This is a genomic window from Winogradskyella marina, assembly GCF_015645385.1.
Lineage (GTDB): Bacteria > Bacteroidota > Bacteroidia > Flavobacteriales > Flavobacteriaceae > Winogradskyella > Winogradskyella marina.
In genome coordinates this window covers 122,332-142,537 of sequence record NZ_JADOET010000005.1, presented here as the reverse complement: position 1 = coordinate 142,537, position 20,206 = coordinate 122,332, and the positions used below count along the sequence as shown (strand labels likewise).

The window sequence follows — 20,206 nt, the reverse complement described above, 5'->3', positions numbered from 1 at the left end:
TCCATTTTATTTTACACTCAACAAAGATTGACAATTGTCATTAAAAAAGAAAGGTAATTTTATAAACATTGTCAACAAGTTCTTAACAAATTAGTTTCGAGTCAAAAAAAAAAGACAATCGCCCGAAGACACGCCACCTCTTTGATTTTCAGTGTTTTACTGTAATTTTAACACGAAAAAATTTGTAAGTTTAATCGTGTTAAATCTAAGGCTAGCAACCGAGTTTATTGGTAATTAAGGTCTCTAAATCTCATTAGTATAAAGCAACAAAAAAGAGCGTTTACATAACGCTCTTTTTTCCCTAATAACTAACTAAAACTAATAATAAATAATTATAAAATCATTTATTATAAATTAACACAGTAATGAAAGATTAGAATTTTTAGATCCTAATTATAAATCATTAATAGCATAAAAGCCAAAAAGCAAACCCCTAATTTGCCGTAATTTCTGGCTCTTTTAATTATTCAAATATCACCATATTAATCCACTTTTTTACATTGTTTTGTATGAATGGTAAAAAAAAGTGTATAAACGGTCATACTAATTTTTGCATTCTATACACAAAACTATGCAATACACACATTTTTACACTCTTAGCAATCAATATATTCCTATATTTATATTCAATAATTTTAAAGCATGTTAAAAGCCGTAATTGTAGATGATGAACCTAAAGCTATCCAAAGTTTAATTTGGGAAATCAGTAATTTTAGTGACGAGATTGAAGTGATGGAGTCGTTTACTAATCCTGATGACGCATTAACCTATTTAAATTCGCACACACCAGACTGTTTATTTCTAGACGTGCAAATGCCAACTATTGGAGGATTTCAGTTTTTAGAACAACTGCGCAGCATTGATTTTGCTGTTGTAATCACCACAGCCTATGACGAATATGCCATTAAAGCTTTAAAATTTGAAGCTACTGACTATTTATTAAAACCTATAGACTCAGATGATTTAAGAAACTGTATTTCTAAAATTAAGAAACACAATGAACGCACATTTAACTCATCAAAATTAGAGCGCATGCTCATTAACTTTAATTCGCAATTCGACAAAAAAAAGATCACCATTAACACAGATGGAAAATTACTCTTTTTAGATATTGATGAAATTATTTATATAGAATCTGACGGCAATTACAGTACACTATACTTACAAAACGAAAAAAAAATAGTTATGACCAAAAAATTAAAAGAAGTTGATGCCATTTTACCAGAGCACTATTTCTTTCGGATTCATAACTCCTACATTATTAACCTAAATAAGATAAAAGCATTTATCAAAAACGAAGGTTATGTTATTATGGACAGTGATCATAAAATTCCGGTAGCGAGACAGCGAAAGTCAGATTTTCTAGAAAAACTATAGTCTATGAGATATTTTTGTGCAGACAAACCTATACGTCTCTGTATTCTCTTTTTCTTTATCGTTTTTCTTGGTTATGCGCAACCAACAAATTTTGAACACACCTTAGAGTATGTAAAAGAAAATACACCTTCACAACTTCGTATACTAGATTCTGTTCTCAAACCATTTGAACGCGATAGTACAAGAATGACACGTTTGCTCAACATGTCCAAGGAAATTTCTTGGCATGAAGGATCTAGCTTTGCACTTAATGCTTTAGGTGTTATACAAAGAGACCGTTCTCAGTACGACGAGGCCTTAGAACTTCACCAAGAAGCGGACACTTATGCAGAAAAGGCAAAAAGTGACGAGCTAAAAATTATAAGCCTCAATATGATTGGTGTGGTATACAGACGCATGGACGTTGTTAAACTAGCATTAGACTATCATACAGAAGCTTTGAAGATTGCTTATTCTGTTATTGATAAAACGACGTCGATAACCCACAGTATTGCCATCTCTCAAAACAGTATTGGAAATATTTACCTCGCCTTAAAACAATATGATTTAGCACTTTTACAATTTAACAAATCGCTTAAAATTGAAAAACAGGCAGACAACAAACTGGGTCTTGCTATTAACTATCATAATATAGGTTATGCTGAAGAAGCAAAAGGCAACTTAGATATTGCCCTCTCAAATTACAACCTCTCATTAGACTACAATAATAGTATTGATTCAGAGATAGGTCGCGTTATTTGCTATAACAGCATAGGACGCGTATATCTAAAACAATATAATTACAAAGATGCAAAACCTATTATTTTAGAAGCTTTAGAAAAATCTCTAAACCTTGATGATCAGTATTATATTTCTGCTTCATATCTCAACCTAGGACAATTACAAACTGAAACCAATCAAATTGAAGATGCTGAGAAACACCTAAAAAAAGCACTTAACATAGCCAATTCTTATAATTTAAAATCAACTATTGCCGAAACCAGCAAGTTGTTGTCTAAGATTAGTCAAACAAAAGAGAATTTTAAAGATGCTTTAAAGTATTATCAAGATGCTGTTGAAATTGAAAACACCATCTTAACCGAGCAAAACCTACAGTATGTAAATGATATTGTAATAGCCTATGAAAACGAAAACAAAACCAACCAAATAAAAGCTTTAGCTATAGAAAACGAAGCCCAACGCTTACGTTTAGAACGAAATAAACAAATCTTACTTTATACATCATTCTTACTATGCGGTATTGGCATCGCCCTTTATATTATACACAGAACAAAAGCATTAAAACGAGATAAACATATTTTAACCTTAGAGCAAGATATGTTGAGAAGCCAAATGAATCCTCATTTTATTTTTAACTCGTTAAATTCCATTAAGTTATATATTATTAATAATGACAAAACCAATGCGGTATATTACCTAAATAAGTTTTCAAAATTAATCCGGAAAATATTAATGGCTTCAAAAGAAAAGGAGACATCGCTTCATGATGAGCTTGAAACCATGAAATTATATATAAATATTGAAAACATAAGGTTTTCAAACGAAATAGATTTTAAAATTAAGGTAGATCCATTAATAAATACCGAAGTCACTAAAATTCCATCGCTTGTACTTCAACCATTTTTAGAAAATTCGTTATGGCATGGTTTATCATCTAAAGCGAATAACAAAAAAATAGACTTAAATGTGAGCAAAAACTCATCAAAACATATAACTGTAGAAATTATAGATAACGGAATTGGTAGACTTGCTTCTAAAAAAATAAATGACAGAAAACGGCTAGATCGTAACTCTGTTGGGATAGATATAACCAAAGCACGTTTGGCTAACTTTTCAGAACAATTTAAAAACTCCTATTCTTTAGAAATTGAAGATTTATATGACAATGAAAGTCCTTCTGGCACCAAGATAATTTTACAAATACCTATTCATTAAAAATGATTAGAAAGGTTTATTACTTGTAATTTTCTGCTACTTTTTCTAATTCAGCATACCAATCTTCACCAAATTTTCTAATAAGCGCCTCCTTTACAAATTTGTAAATTGGCACTTGCAATTCCTTACCCAAAGAACAAGCATCATCACAAATATCCCATTTCTCGTAATTCACTCCCGAAAACTCAGAGTATTCCTTTACTCTTACAGGATATAAATGACAAGACACTGGTTTTTTCCATGAAATTTCACCTTGATTATAAGCTTCTTCGATACCACAAAGTGCTGTTTTCTTATCATCAAAAATGACATAAGCACAATCTGCTCCGTTAATTAATGGCGTTTCTAAATCCCCAAAATCTGTCGCTATAGACGTACCTTGTGCCTCAATAGCCTCTATGCCTTCTTTTCGCAAAAAAGGTTTCACTTTTGGGTAAATATCTTCTAAAATTTTTACCTCCTCTTTATCTAACGGAGCACCTGCATCTCCATCGATACAACACGCTCCTTTACAAGCTGAGAGGTTACAGACAAAATCTTTTTCAATGATGTCTTCTGAAACTATAGTTTTTCCGAGTTGAAACATATATAATTAGTTCTAATACGTCGCAAAAATAACAGTTTAAGTTTCAAGTGCAACTAAACTTTACAGACTTAAGTTGTAGTTCCCTTTAGAAATACCTATTTTAAAACTTATTCACATTTACTATTGTAAATCTGTTATAATATCGCACCTTTGCAAAAAATTTCAAAAAATACAATCAAATTTTGATTTTATATAGTTGAAGAACAATTACTTAAGACCTAAATTTGTATAACTTATAATAGATTTTAAAACCCTATAAAAATGCATCTTAATTTAAAAGAAATATTTACAGCGTTCATGGTCCTTTTTGCGGTTATTGATATCATTGGAAACATTCCAATTATTATAGATCTACGTAAAAAAGTTGGTCATATACAAAGTGGAAAAGCGTCTATAATCGCTGGTGTGATCATGGTAATTTTCCTATTTGTCGGAAAAAGTTTATTAAGCCTCATTGGTATCGACGTTAATTCATTTGCTGTTGCTGGCGCATTTGTTATCTTTTTTATTGCTCTAGAAATGGTTTTAGGCATTACGCTTTATAAAGATGATGAAAATAGTTCTGTTACAGCATCTGTTTTTCCATTGGCATTTCCCCTTATGGCAGGACCAGGAACCTTAACCACGCTATTATCCTTACGTGCAGAATTTGCCATTGAAAATATTATCGTCGCTGTAATTAGCAACGTCATAGTTATATATATTGTCCTAAAAACATCTGCAAAAATTGAGCGTGTTTTAGGATCTAATGGAATTAACATTATAAGAAAAATATTTGGCGTAATTTTGTTAGCCATAGCCGTAAAGTTATTTGCTCACAACATAAAAGCGTTATTGGTTTAAATTCGTTAACATGAAAGTAATTACACTCATCTTATCTATTATTGCAGTAGCATTAATTATTTTTAATGCGACAAAACTAAATTTTGATGCCCTCTTTGAAGGAGAAAGTCAAACAGCTTTAATAACTATTTTGGCTGCACTTTGCGCAATTGTTTTATTACAAGTATTTAGAATTTCTAAAAAAATTGAAAAATTAAATAATCGGCGCTAATGTCTTTTGATGCTTTAATTATTGGAGGTGGTGCCGCAGGTTTATCTTGTGCTTTAGTTTTAGGTTCGGCCAAAAACAAGCCGTTTGCAGAAAACAAATCCATTGGCATTATTGCACACCAAAAAACATCACATCTTCAAGACGCATTATTTAATAATGTATTGGGACTACAACCTGGTACTTTAGGTTCTGATATTCTAAACAGTGGAATAGATCAATTGGCAGAGCTTTATCCTCATATTGCACAAATAGAAAATGAAAAAGTAAGTGCCATTCAAAAAGAAGAAGGTGGCTTTAAAATAACAACCAATAAAAACGAATACAATTCTAAAATCGTTGTTATAGCAGTTGGATACACAAGTTTTATGACTATAACAGGTTTAGAAACTTACATTGAACCTCATCCAAGAGCTGCGATAAAGAAGGATAGAATTTGGTTAAAAAACACGGATCACCTCATTGAAAACAACCTTTATGTCGCTGGTACTTTAGCAGGTTGGCGTAGTCAATTTGCTATGGCATGTGGTAGCGGATCGCATGTAGCAACCGATATTTTAACCCTTTGGAATGACGGAAATCAGACCAAAATCCACGATAAAGTTACTGTTTAAAGTTAGGATACTCAGTGCTTAGTAGAATAACTTCTTGCACCATAATGTCTTCTTTGTTTATAATTTCTTCAAACGCATTATCATCAAATAATTGACGCGCTAATGTTGCTTTTATCAGTCGTCTGATTTCAGCATTATAGGCTACAAAAGAAATATTGGTACGCTCTCTTTGATTGACATAATCTTGAAAATTCATAACAATATCATCACTGACTTCAAAATTATTAATAAAATCGTACTTAGAAACACCACGATATATGGTGCGATCCTTATCTAATTCTTCAAACACGAAATATCCAAAATGCCCTCGTCGTCTTAAATAATTGATGGTTTCATTATCAAATAATCGGTCTACAGGCACAAATATATCTGGAATGATTCCTCCACCTCCATACACTACTTTTCCTTTTGGCGTGGTAAACTTTAAAGAATCATCTACTTCTATACTTTCTTCGTGTGCTAATTCCCCTGTTCTTAAGCGTTTGTAATAATCATTGAAATAACTTTCGCTATCACCATTAGTATATGGTTTTTGAATAGAACGCCCTGTTGGAGTGTAATATCTAGATACGGTTAAACGTACAGCACTTCCATCTCCTAATGCCATTTCGCGTTGTACTAAGCCTTTACCATAGGAGCGTCGACCTACAATAATACTTTTATCATTATCCTGAAGTGCACCTGCGATTACCTCACTTGCCGATGCTGAATTTTCATTGATAAGAATATAAAGTTCTCCATCTTCAAATTCTCCTCTTTTTGTGGCATAGACGCGCTCTTCCTTTCCTCTTTTATCTTTAGTGAACAGAATAAGCTTACCATCTTCTAAAAATTCATCTGCAATTTGTTCCGCTATTCCTAAAAATCCACCAGGATTATCTCTCAAATCTAATGCTAATTTAGTAGCTCCTAATTCCTTTAACTCACTAAGTGCTAACTTAAACTCGTTAAAAGTAGATTCTGCAAAACGATTCATTTTCATATAGCCCAAATCATCTGTAAGCATATATGCAGCCTCTATACTCTTAATAGGAATGGCTTTACGTTTAACATCGAACTCTAATAATTCATCTTCGCCTTTTCTAAAAACCGTTAGTTTTACAGACGTGTTTTTATCTCCTTTAAGTTTTTTACTAATAAAGTCACTAGATATATTTGGACCGTAAAGTGTGTCTCCATCTGCTAAAAGAATACGATCACCACTCATAATACCTGCACGTTCGCTTGGACCATTTTCGGTTGGTCTAATTACTGCAATACTATCTTTATACGGATAGAAATTAATACCAACACCAACAAAATCACCTTTCATATTTTCAGTGATTCGCTCTAAATCTTCCTTGGGTATATACGTAGAGTGTGGATCTAAATTGTGTAAAATACCATTAACAGTAACATCTACAATACTGTCTGTATTTACATCTTCTACATACTCGTAATCTATATAGTCTATTAACCGATTGAGTTTGTTTTTTTTACTATTTGTACTGAAGAGATTATCTGATGTATCTGAAAAACTTAATTTTCCACCTATAATAACACCTGCTGCAACTGCAACACCAACAATAAGTGGTATGTATTTATTTTTTGTTGCCATATTATTTCTCGTGAAAACGAGAATCTTCATTTAGATCTTCAATAAGCTCTAATTCTATACCTGCTTTTTTTAGAAAATCAATTCCTGAACAATCTTTATAATCTTGATGGTAAACAACCCTTACTATTCCTGCTTGATGAATTAACTTGCTACACTCTTTACAAGGTGAAAGCGTAATATATAACGTTGCTCCTTGACAAGATTGTGTAGACGATGCTACTTTTAAAATCGCATTAGCTTCGGCATGTAACACATACCATTTAGTATAGCCTTCATCGTCTTCACAATAGTTTTCAAAACCAGTTGGTGTACCATTGTAACCGTCTGAAATGATCATTCTATCCTTTACAATAAGGGCTCCTACTTGTTTCCGTTTACAATGCGATAATTTTCCCCATTCTTTTGCAATGCGCAAATAGGCTTTATCGTAACGTAATTGTTTTGTCTTTGGCATTAATAATAAGTGTTATACAAAGCTATCATGTTAGTAACGAAGATAAACGGATAGTATTTTATAACCCATTTACATCGCGTTAAAGTTTTACCAATCTTTTTTAGCTTAATTAAGTAAATCGCTTCCTATAATCATCGGAATCACTAACCCTATCACAACAGCAGAAATTACCATCATCCAATCGCGACGTGAAAATCTAAAGATCGTCTGACCTAAAAATCCAAGAAATAGCACAACAAATACAACGATAACTTGAGCCAACTCAATGCCCAAAGCAAATTCTATAAGAAGTCCTAATTTACCTTCGTTCTGACCTGCAAACATTTTAAATTCTCTTGCAAAACCCAAACCGTGTATAAGTCCAAAAAATAACGTTACTAAAAACAGTACACTAATTTTATTAGATTTAGATGTCTTACTTGCTGTAAATACATTGTAAAGTGCAGCGATTAAAATAGTAATTGGAATTAAAAATTCTACTAATTTTCCATTAACACTTACAATACCATAAGCCGCCATAATTAAAGATAGTGTGTGTCCTAAGGTAAATGTTGTAACCAAAATAAGCACACGCTTCCAATCTTTAAAAACGTAAGGCACAGCTAATACCATTAAGAATAAGACATGGTCGTAACCATTGATATCTAAAACATGGTTCATGCCATATTGCACATTAAACCAGAAATTTTCTAACATAATCAACTTTATTTGAGAAAATCAAAGTTACAATTAAAATGCAACATGTTTCTATTAAAATAAAGTGAATAAAATTTGTATTATACTATTTTCTTTCGGAATATTGTATTTCAAAGTTCAAACAACGTATTGAAATGTTATCAAGAAAGGTGGAGGGATTAGACCCTTTGAAACCTTAGCAACCCTTAAACTTATTAAGAAGGTGCTAACTTCTACGTAATTGTCGATTCATTTATCGCACAATTGGATAGATAACCCAACATAATTACACACCTGTAATTACAACTCTTTATAACATTTTTCTATACATACGTCTGAGACGTATTTCGTTTTTTTTTGTACTAATTAAACCGTAGAAAAATGAGTTCAAAACATATTGAAACACAAGCCATACGAACGCAAATGGAACGCTCACAATTTTTAGAGCATTCTAATCCATTATATCTAACATCGAGTTATGTTTTTGAAGATGCAGAAGATATGCGTGCTTCTTTCGCAGACGAAAAACAACGTAATATTTACAGCCGATACTCTAATCCAAATACATCAGAATTTGTAGAAAAAATCTGTTTAATGGAAGGTGCAGAACGTGGTTATGCCTTTGCATCTGGTATGTCTGCCGTATTTTCAACATTTGCAGCTATCCTTAATGCAGGAGATCATATTGTATCGTGTCGTAGTATTTTTGGGTCAACCCAAACCTTACTCAATAACATATTACCTAAATGGAATATTTCAAATAGTTATTTTAAAGTTGATGAGTTAGACAAGATCGAAAATCTTATTCAACCCAATACTAAAGTAATTTATGCAGAAAGCCCAACAAATCCTGCTGTCGATATTTTAGATTTACAACGTTTGGGAGACATCGCAAAAAAGCACAATCTCATTTTTATTATAGACAATTGTTTTGCGACGCCTTACCTACAACAACCCATTAAATTTGGTGCGGATTTGGTCATTCACTCGGCAACCAAATTAATAGACGGACAAGGCAGAGTTTTAGGTGGTATAACGGTTGGTAGCTCAGAATTAATTCAAAAAATATATTTATTTTCTCGAAATACAGGCCCATCATTATCACCATTTAATGCCTGGATTCTTTCAAAAAGTTTAGAAACATTACCGGTTAGAGTTGATAGACATTGTGAAAATGCCTTAAAAATTGCGACGTTTTTAGAATCTCATCACAACGTGAATTTTGTAAAATATCCATTCTTAAAATCACATCCACAATACGAATTAGCAAAAAAGCAGATGAAACTAGGAGGAAATGTAGTCGCTTTTGAAATCAAAGGAGGTATAGAAGCTGGTAGAAAATTTCTAAATACAATTCAATTATTATCACTGTCTGCAAACTTAGGAGATACACGAAGTATTGTAACACATCCTGCATCTACAACACATGCTAAAATACCAGAAGATGTGCGACTACAAACAGGAATTACAGGCGGATTGATACGCGTTTCTGTAGGTTTAGAACATCCTGAAGATATTATTAACGATTTAAAACAAGCCCTAGAAAACTAGCGTCAGGTCGAGTGATTTTAGATCCCGAAAGCTTTCGGGAGAATAAAATGGTATCGAGAACACATAAACATTATGAGCAAAATAAAACAAGAATTACAAAAACGAATCTTAGTTCTCGATGGAGCCATGGGAACTATGCTGCAACAATATAATTTCTCGGAAGAAGATTTTAGAGGCGAACGCTTCAAAGATTATCCATCTCCTTTAAAAGGAAACAACGATTTATTGTCGTTAACACAGCCTAAAGCTATTGCCGAAGTGCACGCCAAATATTTTGAATCTGGAGCAGATATTGTAGAAACCAATACGTTTTCGGGCACCACAATAGCCATGGCAGATTACGATATGGAAGACTTAGTTTACGAGCTTAATTACGAATCTGCACGCATAGCCAAAGAAGTCGCAGAAAAATTTACGAAAGAAAATCCTGAAAAGCCTCGATTCATTGCTGGAAGCATAGGGCCAACAAATAAAACGGCAAGTTTATCGCCAGACGTTAGCCGACCAGAATATAGAGCTATTACGTTTGATGAATTACGAATTGCCTACAAACAACAAGTAGAAGCCTTAATTGATGGTGGTGTAGATTTGCTTTTAGTAGAAACTATTTTTGACACATTAAATGCTAAAGCTGCCTTATTTGCCATTGAAGAAGTTAAAGAAGAACGCCATATCGATATTCCAATTATGGTCTCTGGAACAATTACTGATGCTTCTGGCAGAACCTTATCAGGACAAACAGTTGAAGCTTTTTTAACTTCTATATCTCATATTCCACTTTTAAGTGTTGGCTTTAACTGCGCACTTGGAGCAGAACAATTAAAGCCCTATTTACAAAGGTTATCTAACGCAACTGAATTTTTTACTTCAGCTCATCCTAACGCAGGACTACCAAATGCTTTTGGTGAATATGAAGAATCACCAAAACAAATGCAGCAATTTATTGAAAGCTACCTCAAAGACCATCTCATTAATATAATAGGAGGATGTTGTGGCACAAGTCCTGCACATATAGAAGCAATTGCAGAAGTGGCGCAGAAGTATGAACCTAGAAAAACTGTTATTCCTGCGTAGACGGAATCCATTTTGAAAATACTAACATGACTCAAATAAAAAAATATCTCACACTTTCAGGCTTAGAACCTTTGGTTGTAACACCAGAAAGTAATTTTATAAATATAGGAGAACGTACCAACGTAACAGGCTCTCGAAAATTCCTTCGTTTAATAAAAGAAGAAAAATACGATGAAGCTTTAGAAGTTGCTAGAGACCAAGTTGATGGAGGTGCTCAGATTTTAGATGTTAACATGGACGAAGGTATGCTAGATGGTGTTTATGCCATGACTACCTTTTTAAATCTCATAGCTTCAGAACCTGACATTTCTAAAATCCCAATAATGATCGATAGTTCTAAATGGGAAATTATCGAAGCTGGTTTACAGGTGGCACAAGGGAAATGTGTTGTTAATTCAATTAGCTTAAAAGAAGGTGAAGCCGAATTTAAACACCATGCAAAACTCATTAAACGTTACGGAGCTGCTGTTGTGGTTATGGCTTTTGACGAAGAAGGACAAGCCGACAATTACAATAGACGTATTGAAATATGTAAACGTTCATATCACATTTTGGTTAATGAACTAAAGTTTCCTGCCCAAGATATTATTTTCGATCCTAACATTTTTCCGGTTGCAACAGGAATGGATGAACACCGCAGAAATGCACTCGATTTCTTTGAAGCCACCAAATGGATTAGAGAAAATTTACCACATGCTAACGTTTCTGGAGGGGTAAGTAATGTGTCTTTTTCATTTAGAGGAAACAATGTTGTGCGTGAAGCAATGCATTCGTCATTTTTATACCATGCCATTAAAAATGGAATGAATTTAGGAATTGTTAACCCAACAATGCTCGAGATTTATGACGAAATAGATAAAGATTTATTAGAACGTGTTGAAGATGTGTTTTTCGATAGACGCGACGATGCCACAGAACGTTTGATGGAAATCGCGGAATCACTTGTTGGTACAAGTCGCGACTCGTCCGCACAATCTGCAAATATTCTCGAATGGCGAAATGATCCATTGCAAGATAGAATCACGCACGGTTTAGTTAAAGGCATAGATAAATTTATTATTGAAGATGTTGAAGAAGCACGTTTAGCCTCAGATAAACCCATTGAAGTTATTGAAGGGCATCTTATGATTGGAATGAATGTGGTTGGAGATTTATTTGGTAGTGGTAAAATGTTTTTGCCTCAAGTGGTAAAATCGGCACGAGTTATGAAAAAAGCTGTTGCTTACCTACAACCCTTTATTGAAGCCGAAAAAGATGGAAAACAAGAATTTGCAGGTCGTATTTTAATGGCAACCGTAAAAGGGGATGTTCACGATATCGGAAAGAATATTGTTAGCGTTGTTTTAGGCTGTAATAATTATGAAATTATTGACCTTGGTGTTATGGTTCCACCAGAAAAAATTGTGGAAACCGCTATCAAAGAAAAGGTTGATATCATTGGGCTAAGTGGACTAATTACACCTTCATTAGATGAAATGGTTTACGTTTCTAAAGCCCTTGAAAAAGAAAACATTGAAATTCCCTTAATTATTGGAGGTGCAACAACCTCAAGAGCGCATTCTGCTGTAAAAATTGCACCACATTATAGCAATACTGTTGTGTATATTAATGATGCCTCTAGAGCTGTAACCGTTGTTGGCGATTTACTTAAGAAAGACAGTATGCTTTATAAAAACCAAATTCGTGAAGAGTACGATGCCTTCCGAGAGCAGTTCTTAAAACGCACCAAGAAAAAAGAATATTTAACGATAGCTGATGCTCGTAAAAACAAATTCAAAATAAATTGGAATACCTCTGAGATTGTAAAACCAAATCAATTGGGCATTCAAATTTTAGAAGATTTTGATATCACCAAACTCGAAGAATTTATTGATTGGACACCATTTTTTAGAAGTTGGGATTTACACGGAAAATATCCAGCCATTTTAACTGATGATGTGGTTGGCGAACAAGCAACCATATTATTTAAAGAAGCGCAACTTTTATTACAGCGTATTTTTAAAGAGAAGCTTTTAAAAGCAAAAGCTATTTTTGGATTGTTTGAAGCTAATTCAGTTAATGACGATGATATTGAGATCGAAATGTCATCTCGAGCGCAGTCGAGAGATCTCACAGGTGAAGAGACATACAAATTCCTAACTCTTCGTCAGCAATCTAAAAAAGCAAAAGGTAAACCAAACATAGCCTTAGCTGATTTTATTGCACCAAAAGCAACAGGAAAACAAGACTATATGGGTTGTTTTTGTGTGTCAACAGGATTTGGAACTCAAGAATTGGCAGCTCAATTTGAAGCCAACCATGATGACTATAATTCGATTATGATAAAAGCCTTAGCAGACCGATTAGCCGAAGCATTCGCAGAGTATTTACACAAAGAAGTGCGAACCAAACATTGGAATTATGATCAAAATGAACATTTAACCAATGAAGAACTTATAAAAGAAAGTTATAAAGGAATAAGACCTGCACCTGGTTATCCTGCTTGTCCAGATCACTTAGAAAAGACCACCATTTGGAAGCTGTTAAATGTTGAAGAAAACATTGGAGTAAAACTTACAGAAAGTTTAGCGATGTGGCCAGCAGCAAGTGTGAGTGGCTATTATTTTGCGAATCCAGAAGCGCGATATTTTGGCTTAGGAAAAATTAAAGAAGACCAAATAGAAGACTATAGTAAACGTCGAAATATTTCAAATGAAGAGGCAACAAAATGGTTAAGTCCAAATATTGCTGATTAACTGTCATTCCTGTGAAAACAGGAATCTATTGATAAATAAATTATTAATTAAAAAGATTCCCACCTTCGAGGGAAGTAAACATGAAAGTTACAGATCACATAAAAAAAGCTAACGGAAAGACATTATTTTCCTTCGAAATTATTCCACCGAAAAAAGGAAATAGCATTCAGCAATTATATAATAATATAGATCCTTTAATGGAGTTTAAACCACCATTTATAGATGTTACAACGTCTAGAGAGGAATATCTATACATTAAAAAAGATGGGCTTTTAGACCGAAAAATTACACGTATGCGACCAGGAACCGTTGGTATATGCGCAGCTATAAAACACAAATATGACGTTGATACGGTACCACATGTACTATGCGGAGGATTCACTAAAGAAGAAACCGAATATTTACTTGTAGATTGTCATTATTTAGGCATTAATAATGTGATGGCTTTACGTGGTGACGCTATGAAACATCAACAATATTTTGAAGCATGTGAAGGTGGACATCAATATGCAAAAGATTTAGTAAGTCAGATTCAAAATCTTAATAAGGGACACTATTTACACGATGTTCTTGAAGCTGATGACAAATCTGATTTTTGTATTGGAGTCGCTGGTTATCCCGAAAAACACTTAGAAGCTCCTTCATTAAAAACAGACTTAAAACGTCTAAAGCAAAAAGTAGATGCTGGTGCAGATTATATTGTCACTCAAATGTTTTTTGATAACCAAAAGTATTTTGAATTTGTTGAAGCAGCCAAAGCAGAAGGCATTAATGTACCCATTATACCAGGTATAAAACCTATTGCTGTTAAGCGTCATTTACAATTGTTACCGCAAGTTTTTAAAATAGATTTACCAGAAGAGTTAATAGAAGCTGTAGACAGTTGTAAAAGCAATAAGGATGTTAGACAAGTTGGAATTGACTGGGCTATAAACCAATCTAAAGAATTACAAAATGCGGGTGTACCAGTACTTCATTATTACTCCATGGGAAAAAGTGATAATGTAAAAGCTATAGCTTCAGCCTTGTTTTAAGATTTAGGTTTTCTCTTAGAAACAACATTTAAAGTTAAACCTAAAATAATGAGTAAAATTCCCATTAAAGACCAAAAGGAATAGACTTCTCCAAACCAAACTAGGCCAATAATCATGGTAAAAATAACTTCCAAATATTTTAAAGGAGCGACTTCATTGGTTTCACCAACCTGCATGGCTTTAGTCATATACAATTGTGCAAAATAGCCGAAAACACCTAAACTTAAAAAGATAAGCCATTCTTTTCCAGATGGATTTATCCATCCTTTTATTGATAATAGGCCACCAATCGCAGCCGAAATGATCATAAAATAGTTTACAATAACCACAGGATGATCAGCTGTGCCTATTTTACGAATCATGATATACACTAAACCTGCAAATATAGCGGATGATATGGCTAATAAAATACCGGTTATTTCTTCTTGTGAATCAAAACCTTTTAATAATAAAACTCCTGCAAATGCAATAGCAAAATATAACCATTGCAATGGTTTTATTTTCTCTTTTAAGATGAACAATGCAAAAAATGCCGCAAAAATAGGTGCTATATAGCGAATAGAAACGGCAGTTCCCATAGCTATATACTTTAGTGACAAAAAGAATAACGTCATAGAAATTAAACCAAAAACACTCCTTCCTATCATTAAACCTCTTTTATGTCCCAATAAAGAGATTTTATTTTTCAGTAAAAATGGTATTGTAAAAAACAACGTACCGATAGACCTAAAAAATACAATCTGATAAACACTAAAGCTATTAAGTGACTTTACAAATACATTTAAAAATGTAAATGCTAATGCACTAATTATCATGTACTGTATTGCTCTTTTCAGAATTTAAGATTTTTTAAAAGTAAATAATGTATTGAGTCCAAAGTAGCCATTTACGTGAAAAAAACTACTCTATTGAATAACTTCTTATCCGTTATTTGAATTGATTAAGTTCAAAAAAAGATCCCAAAGATTATGAAAAATATGTGATCGTTTTGTATCGCTACAAGATTGTATTTTATTACACTATTACAATGTAAGATTGAAAATACGGTTTCTCAGAAAAAGCTAACCTTTTAAAACATTTATTAAACTCGTGTAGGTAAGTTGTTTTATATCTTCGAGAGTTTGACTACAGTCAATATGAAGTAGCTCAACAGGAAATGAATGATTTGAAAATTGTGACTTTTCTCTATGTTCTGCCGAAACAACAATAATTCCATCAATAGAGCCATCGCTAAGACTTTTAATATAATTTAACTCTTTAGTCGTAGAATTAAATGATTGATAAAATAGAATTCTATAACCAAATTTTTCTGCCGATTTTTGCAAATGACAAAGCGTCTGACCATAGCAAGCCTCGGTAACCTTAGGAACAATTACAGCAATAGAACCCGTTTTTCGCATTCTAAGTGAAACAGCATAACTATTTGGTACATAGTCATGTTGCTTTGCTATAGTTTTAATTGTTTCGCGTGTAGCTTTACTAATCTCAAGCTTATTATTTAAGGCTTTAGACACTGTGGATATCGAATATCCAGATAAAGAAGACAATTCTTTTATAGTTACAGCTGACGATTTCAATAGTTATGATTTTAAAGTACTAATTATACTTAATGCATTTCTAGTATCCGATTCAATTTTTGCTAAATCATAGTTACCGTCTGCACCTTTTGCAATTAATTTAGAGCCCATGCCTACGCAAGTTACACCGGCTTTAAACCAACCTTCTAAATTTTCTTTAGTTGGAGACACACCACCTGTAGGCATTACACTTGTCCATGGCTGAGGACCTTTGATTGCTTTTACAAAATCTGGTCCGTAAATTCCACCTGGAAACAACTTAACAACCTCACAACCCAATTCCTCTGCTCTACATATTTCAGTCAATGAGCCACATCCTGGAGACCAAGCTACTTTACGTCTATTACAAACAATGGCGATGTCTTCTCTTAACACTGGAGTTACGATAAAGTTAGCCCCTAAAGCCATAAAACGTGAAGCAGACGCAGCATCTGTTACAGAACCAACTCCCATAATCATTCCTGGTAATTCTTTAAGAACCCATTTGTTTAGCTCTCCGAAAACTTCGTGAGCGAAATCTCCACGTGCTGTAAACTCTAACAAACGCGCTCCACCATCGTAAGTTGCTTTAATTACTTTTTTACTTATCTCTATATCCGCGTTATAAAACAATGGAACCATTCCGGTTTGTTTCATAACATTTGCTACTTCTATTCTTGTATAATTTGCCATTTTTATATGTTTATTCGTTTTGTAGTGTATGTATTCAGCTACTTTTTCAGTAACGTTTTGGTACTGTGTATTACGACCGTAAACTTTTCATGAATTTACCTTGCTACTCTACCAGAGGCATCGCCTCCCATTAATTTTTCTACTTCAGAAACGGTAACTAAGTTAGCATCACCTTTTATAGTGTGTTTTAAACAAGATGCTGCAACGGCAAAATCTAATGCATTTTGATCATCTTCAGGATATTTTAATAATCCGTAGATTAATCCACCCATAAATGAATCACCTCCACCAACACGATCTACGATATCTGTAATTTGGTACTGACGTGTTTCATACATTTTTTTACCATCATATAAAACTCCTGCCCAGGTATTATGAGATGCAGAAATAGATCCTCTTAGTGTTGTAATCACTTTTTTAGCTCTAGGGAATTTTTCCATCATTTGCTTACACACCGATAAAAATGCTTCCGCTTTTACATCGTGTCCATGTTTATGAACGTCTAAACCTTCAGGATGAATTCCAAAATGTTTTTCAGCATCTTCTTCATTTCCTAAAACAACATCACAATACGATGTTAATTCACTCATTATTTTTTCTCTATGTGCATCATCACAAAACGTCCAAAGTTTAGCTCTATAATTAAGATCTGTAGAGATAGTAACACCCATTTCACTAGCTACTTTTACAGCTTCTAAACAGGCGTCTGCTGCACCTTGAGAAATTGCAGGAGTAATACCAGTCCAATGAAACCAAGCAACATCTTTAAAAACGTCTTTCCAATTTACCATGCCTGGTTCAATTTCAGAAATAGCAGAATGTGCTCTATCATAAACTACTTTAGAACCTCTACTTACGGCACCTGTTTCTAAGAAATAAATTCCTAAACGGTCTCCACCATAGATAATTTTATCAACGCCTACTCCTCTTTTTCGCATTTCCATCATAGCACATTCACCAATATCATTTTTAGGTAAACGCGTTACGAAATCAACTGGTACACCGTAATTTGCCAATGATACAGCTACGTTAGATTCTCCACCTCCATAGATGGCGTCAAAATTATTAGCTTGCGAAAATCTTAAAAAACCTTGAGGTGCTAATCTTAGCATAATTTCTCCAAAAGTGACCACTTTTTTCATCCTGAATATTTGTTTATTTAGTTAAATTATCATTTTTAGTTAATCGATTAAGCAATTGGTTTAAAAATAAATCAAAACGTACATGATTTGATTTTTATTGTTAAAATGCTATATTTGCTTAATCGATTAAGCAAATATATAAAAACTTGGCGAATAAAAAAAGAACAACACTAAAAGACATTGCTGTAAAGCTAAATATTTCTCCTGCAGCAGTTTCTAAAGCAATGCATGATGATTCCCGCATTAGTGACAGAACAAAAGAGGCCGTTAAACGTGTTGCAAAAGAACTTAATTATCAACCCAATCATTTGGCCAGCGCTTTAAGAAAAGGGAAAAGCAATTTGGTTGGGGTTATTGTACCACGGACTAATAGTAATTTCTTTTCTTCCGTTCTCGAAAATATGGAGGCTGTTCTTAATAAAGCTGGCTACAACATTATCATTACACAATCTAATGAATCTTTTGAAAAAGAATGTAAGAATATTGATACGCTTTTATACACTCAAGTGGATGGCATTATAGCTTCAATGGCAAATGAAACTGTTGATTTATCACATTACGAGAAAATAAAATCAAACGGCATCCCGCTTATACTATTTGATCGTGGTGAAAATGATCTTAATGTAGATTACGTTGGTATTAATGATTATGACAGTAGTCATGTTATCGTTGAACATTTGGTTGAAAAAGGCTGTAAGCGCATTGCGCATATTGGAGGCTATAGGCGAACGCGAATCTTTAACAACAGAATTAGAGGATATGTTGATGCTTTGAAGAAAAATAAACTTCCTATTGATGATAGTCTTATTGTAGAAAGTGCTCTTACGCTTGAGGATGGCAGATTAAAAATGGAAAAACTTCTAAAATTGAAAGATAGACCTGATGCAATTTATGCCGCAAGTGATTATGCTGCTCTGGGTGCATTACAAGTGTTAAATGAGAATAGAATAAATGTTCCTAACGACATACGGTTGGTCGGTTTTGGTAACGAACCTTTTACATCTTTAGTAAGCCCGTCTATGACTAGTATAGATCAACATAGTAAAGATATTGGTCGTATTGCAGCAAACACATTTCTAGATTATGCGGCTAAAGATGACGTAAAACAAAGTTTGAATAAAATCATCTTAGATGCAGAATTGATTGTTAGAGATTCCTCGAAATAATTAAATTGAACTTCCCTAAAAGTTAATAAACCACTTCGCGTTTCAATTCAACCCTAAAGCTTATAGTGGAAATTTCATTCTAAATAACGAACAAACCGATAACAATTAGAGCAAAAAAAAAGTGATTAAGACATTGCTTAATCACTTTCTCAGCTAAAATTCAAATCAAAAGTTTAACTTAAACTAAACCTTAATTGAAATTAAATTCCCAATGCTTGTCCACCTCCAATTTGAATGGTCTCTGCCGTAATAAACGATGCATCCTTACTTGCTAAAAAAGAAATAACACCAGCTACATCTTCTGGCTGACCTAATCTACCAAGCATAATATTATTTGCCCAAGATTTAAACACCTCAGGTTTTGTTGACTTGATTTGTGCATGGAAAGGTGTATCAATAGTACCCGGTGATACTGCATTTACTCTAATGCCATATTCAGCTAAATCTTTTGCCAATGCCCTAGTAATTGCATGAACACCAGCTTTTGACGTACCATAGATTCCAGCTCCTGGTCCTCCTGCTGTCCAACCCGCGTTAGATGTATAATTAATTATAGAAGGATGCTCACCGTTCTTTAAGTAAGGTATTGCTGCTCTTGACGCAAAAAATACTGAATCAAGATTAAGCGCCATTACATTTCTGTAAAATTCAGTCGTCATATCTTCAAACCTAGATCTACCACCTAAACCACCTGCGTTATTTACTAGCACATCAATTTTACCGTGCTTATCACCAATTTTTTTGATGTTCGCCGCTACGTCGTCTTCTTTGGTAACATCAAAGCCATAATACTCTGCTGTAATACCTTCGGCAGCAAGTTCTTTAATTCTTTCTTCACCTGCTTTATCGTTAATACCATTTAAAAATACAGTATAGCCATCTTTACCTAATCGTTTTGCTACTTCAAAACCTATTCCTCCTGTAGCTCCTGTTACAACTGCTACTTTTCCTTTGTTACTCATTTGT

Annotated in this window: 19 protein-coding genes and 1 riboswitch; of the genes, 10 read left to right on the top strand and 9 right to left on the bottom strand. The window is 33.6% G+C overall.

Annotation, left to right across the window (positions count from 1 at the left end):
- Nucleotides 1-642: 642 nt before the first annotated feature.
- Both ITJ86_RS07900 and ITJ86_RS07895 read left to right on the top strand, forming a co-directional pair.
- Nucleotides 643-1,377: a LytR/AlgR family response regulator transcription factor gene (locus tag ITJ86_RS07900; RefSeq protein ID WP_195871096.1), complete on the top strand. Its 735-nt coding sequence runs from the start codon at nucleotides 643-645 to the stop codon at nucleotides 1,375-1,377.
- Nucleotides 1,378-1,380: 3 nt separating this feature from the next.
- Nucleotides 1,381-3,312, top strand: coding sequence for a tetratricopeptide repeat-containing sensor histidine kinase (locus ITJ86_RS07895; RefSeq protein ID WP_195871095.1), 1,932 nt, complete (start codon nucleotides 1,381-1,383; stop codon nucleotides 3,310-3,312).
- A gap of 19 nt (nucleotides 3,313-3,331) precedes the next feature.
- Here the strand turns inward: ITJ86_RS07895 and ITJ86_RS07890 are convergent, their stop codons facing one another.
- Nucleotides 3,332-3,898, bottom strand: coding sequence for a DUF3109 family protein (locus ITJ86_RS07890; protein ID WP_195871094.1), 567 nt, complete (start codon nucleotides 3,896-3,898; stop codon nucleotides 3,332-3,334).
- Nucleotides 3,899-4,159: 261 nt separating this feature from the next.
- Between ITJ86_RS07890 and ITJ86_RS07885 the strand changes: the two genes are divergently transcribed.
- The 3 genes from ITJ86_RS07885 to ITJ86_RS07875 are packed head-to-tail and all read left to right on the top strand — an operon-like array spanning nucleotide 4,160 to nucleotide 5,563.
- The gene (locus tag ITJ86_RS07885) at nucleotides 4,160-4,741 is read left to right on the top strand and encodes a MarC family protein (protein WP_195871093.1); all 582 of its coding nucleotides are present in this window, start codon (nucleotides 4,160-4,162) and stop codon (nucleotides 4,739-4,741) included.
- Between the two features lie 10 nt (nucleotides 4,742-4,751).
- Complete coding sequence (locus ITJ86_RS07880; RefSeq protein ID WP_195871092.1) at nucleotides 4,752-4,952, top strand: hypothetical protein; 201 nt, start codon at nucleotides 4,752-4,754, stop codon at nucleotides 4,950-4,952.
- Nucleotides 4,952-5,563, top strand: a complete 612-nt coding sequence (locus ITJ86_RS07875) for an FAD-dependent oxidoreductase (protein ID WP_195871091.1) — start codon at nucleotides 4,952-4,954, stop codon at nucleotides 5,561-5,563. Before ITJ86_RS07880 ends, ITJ86_RS07875 begins: the two co-directional genes overlap by 1 nt.
- Here ITJ86_RS07875 and ITJ86_RS07870 read toward each other — a convergent pair.
- The 3 genes from ITJ86_RS07870 to ITJ86_RS07860 all read right to left on the bottom strand — a co-directional run bounded on the left by ITJ86_RS07870 (nucleotide 5,553) and on the right by ITJ86_RS07860 (nucleotide 8,310).
- Nucleotides 5,553-7,160 carry a S41 family peptidase gene (locus ITJ86_RS07870; protein WP_195871090.1) on the bottom strand — a complete coding sequence of 536 codons (1,608 nt, stop codon included), beginning with the start codon at nucleotides 7,158-7,160 and terminating at the stop codon, nucleotides 5,553-5,555. The two genes, ITJ86_RS07875 and ITJ86_RS07870, sit on opposite strands and share 11 nt — an antisense overlap.
- Before the next feature lies 1 nt (nucleotide 7,161).
- Nucleotides 7,162-7,614: a deoxycytidylate deaminase gene (locus ITJ86_RS07865; RefSeq protein ID WP_195871089.1), complete on the bottom strand. Its 453-nt coding sequence runs from the start codon at nucleotides 7,612-7,614 to the stop codon at nucleotides 7,162-7,164.
- Nucleotides 7,615-7,719: 105 nt separating this feature from the next.
- Nucleotides 7,720-8,310 (bottom strand): HupE/UreJ family protein, encoded by a 591-nt coding sequence (locus ITJ86_RS07860; protein ID WP_195871088.1) that lies wholly within the window; start codon nucleotides 8,308-8,310, stop codon nucleotides 7,720-7,722.
- Between the two features lie 134 nt (nucleotides 8,311-8,444).
- Nucleotides 8,445-8,568, top strand: a riboswitch (SAM riboswitch).
- A 102-nt stretch (nucleotides 8,569-8,670) separates the two neighbouring features.
- Here ITJ86_RS07860 and ITJ86_RS07855 point away from each other — a divergent pair.
- From ITJ86_RS07855 to metF, 4 genes are all read left to right on the top strand, one after another.
- Nucleotides 8,671-9,840: a trans-sulfuration enzyme family protein gene (locus tag ITJ86_RS07855; RefSeq protein WP_195871087.1), complete on the top strand. Its 1,170-nt coding sequence runs from the start codon at nucleotides 8,671-8,673 to the stop codon at nucleotides 9,838-9,840.
- 72 nt (nucleotides 9,841-9,912) lie between these two features.
- A complete protein-coding gene (locus ITJ86_RS07850; RefSeq protein WP_195871086.1) occupies nucleotides 9,913-10,914 on the top strand; it encodes a homocysteine S-methyltransferase family protein in 1,002 nt (333 codons plus the stop codon).
- A 26-nt stretch (nucleotides 10,915-10,940) separates the two neighbouring features.
- Entirely contained in the window at nucleotides 10,941-13,649 is a 2,709-nt protein-coding gene (gene metH / locus ITJ86_RS07845; RefSeq protein WP_195871085.1) for a methionine synthase, read from the top strand.
- An 80-nt stretch (nucleotides 13,650-13,729) separates the two neighbouring features.
- Nucleotides 13,730-14,683, top strand: coding sequence for a methylenetetrahydrofolate reductase [NAD(P)H] (gene metF, locus ITJ86_RS07840; protein ID WP_195871084.1), 954 nt, complete (start codon nucleotides 13,730-13,732; stop codon nucleotides 14,681-14,683).
- Here metF and ITJ86_RS07835 read toward each other — a convergent pair.
- From ITJ86_RS07835 to ITJ86_RS07820, 4 genes are all read right to left on the bottom strand, one after another.
- Nucleotides 14,680-15,498: a DMT family transporter gene (locus tag ITJ86_RS07835; RefSeq protein WP_195871083.1), complete on the bottom strand. Its 819-nt coding sequence runs from the start codon at nucleotides 15,496-15,498 to the stop codon at nucleotides 14,680-14,682. The genes metF and ITJ86_RS07835 overlap by 4 nt on opposite strands.
- Nucleotides 15,499-15,744: 246 nt before the next feature.
- The gene (locus ITJ86_RS07830; RefSeq protein ID WP_195871082.1) at nucleotides 15,745-16,260 is read right to left on the bottom strand and encodes a LacI family DNA-binding transcriptional regulator; all 516 of its coding nucleotides are present in this window, start codon (nucleotides 16,258-16,260) and stop codon (nucleotides 15,745-15,747) included.
- A gap of 3 nt (nucleotides 16,261-16,263) precedes the next feature.
- On the bottom strand, nucleotides 16,264-16,932 hold the full coding sequence (locus ITJ86_RS07825) for a bifunctional 4-hydroxy-2-oxoglutarate aldolase/2-dehydro-3-deoxy-phosphogluconate aldolase (RefSeq protein WP_195871081.1): 669 nt from the start codon (nucleotides 16,930-16,932) through the stop codon (nucleotides 16,264-16,266).
- Nucleotides 16,933-17,027: 95 nt separating this feature from the next.
- Nucleotides 17,028-18,074, bottom strand: a complete 1,047-nt coding sequence (locus ITJ86_RS07820; protein ID WP_195871080.1) for a sugar kinase — start codon at nucleotides 18,072-18,074, stop codon at nucleotides 17,028-17,030.
- A 146-nt stretch (nucleotides 18,075-18,220) separates the two neighbouring features.
- Between ITJ86_RS07820 and ITJ86_RS07815 the strand changes: the two genes are divergently transcribed.
- Entirely contained in the window at nucleotides 18,221-19,240 is a 1,020-nt protein-coding gene (locus ITJ86_RS07815; RefSeq protein WP_195871079.1) for a LacI family DNA-binding transcriptional regulator, read from the top strand.
- A gap of 200 nt (nucleotides 19,241-19,440) precedes the next feature.
- Here the strand turns inward: ITJ86_RS07815 and ITJ86_RS07810 are convergent, their stop codons facing one another.
- A complete protein-coding gene (locus ITJ86_RS07810; protein ID WP_195871078.1) occupies nucleotides 19,441-20,202 on the bottom strand; it encodes an SDR family NAD(P)-dependent oxidoreductase in 762 nt (253 codons plus the stop codon).
- Between the last annotated feature and the right edge of the window lie 4 nt (nucleotides 20,203-20,206).

Bases quoted from the DNA above. Each gene is read 5' to 3' on its own strand.
- ITJ86_RS07900 (WP_195871096.1), top strand. From the start codon at position 643: ATGTTAAAAGCCGTAATTGTAGATGATGAACCTAAAGCTATCCAAAGT.
- ITJ86_RS07895 (WP_195871095.1), top strand. From the start codon at position 1,381: ATGAGATATTTTTGTGCAGACAAACCTATACGTCTCTGTATTCTCTTT.
- ITJ86_RS07890 (WP_195871094.1), bottom strand. From the start codon at position 3,898: ATGTTTCAACTCGGAAAAACTATAGTTTCAGAAGACATCATTGAAAAA.
- ITJ86_RS07885 (WP_195871093.1), top strand. From the start codon at position 4,160: ATGCATCTTAATTTAAAAGAAATATTTACAGCGTTCATGGTCCTTTTT.
- ITJ86_RS07880 (WP_195871092.1), top strand. From the start codon at position 4,752: ATGAAAGTAATTACACTCATCTTATCTATTATTGCAGTAGCATTAATT.
- ITJ86_RS07875 (WP_195871091.1), top strand. From the start codon at position 4,952: ATGTCTTTTGATGCTTTAATTATTGGAGGTGGTGCCGCAGGTTTATCT.
- ITJ86_RS07870 (WP_195871090.1), bottom strand. From the start codon at position 7,160: ATGGCAACAAAAAATAAATACATACCACTTATTGTTGGTGTTGCAGTT.
- ITJ86_RS07865 (WP_195871089.1), bottom strand. From the start codon at position 7,614: ATGCCAAAGACAAAACAATTACGTTACGATAAAGCCTATTTGCGCATT.
- ITJ86_RS07860 (WP_195871088.1), bottom strand. From the start codon at position 8,310: ATGTTAGAAAATTTCTGGTTTAATGTGCAATATGGCATGAACCATGTT.
- ITJ86_RS07855 (WP_195871087.1), top strand. From the start codon at position 8,671: ATGAGTTCAAAACATATTGAAACACAAGCCATACGAACGCAAATGGAA.
- ITJ86_RS07850 (WP_195871086.1), top strand. From the start codon at position 9,913: ATGAGCAAAATAAAACAAGAATTACAAAAACGAATCTTAGTTCTCGAT.
- metH (WP_195871085.1), top strand. From the start codon at position 10,941: ATGACTCAAATAAAAAAATATCTCACACTTTCAGGCTTAGAACCTTTG.
- metF (WP_195871084.1), top strand. From the start codon at position 13,730: ATGAAAGTTACAGATCACATAAAAAAAGCTAACGGAAAGACATTATTT.
- ITJ86_RS07835 (WP_195871083.1), bottom strand. From the start codon at position 15,498: ATGATAATTAGTGCATTAGCATTTACATTTTTAAATGTATTTGTAAAG.
- ITJ86_RS07825 (WP_195871081.1), bottom strand. From the start codon at position 16,932: ATGGCAAATTATACAAGAATAGAAGTAGCAAATGTTATGAAACAAACC.
- ITJ86_RS07820 (WP_195871080.1), bottom strand. From the start codon at position 18,074: ATGAAAAAAGTGGTCACTTTTGGAGAAATTATGCTAAGATTAGCACCT.
- ITJ86_RS07810 (WP_195871078.1), bottom strand. From the start codon at position 20,202: ATGAGTAACAAAGGAAAAGTAGCAGTTGTAACAGGAGCTACAGGAGGA.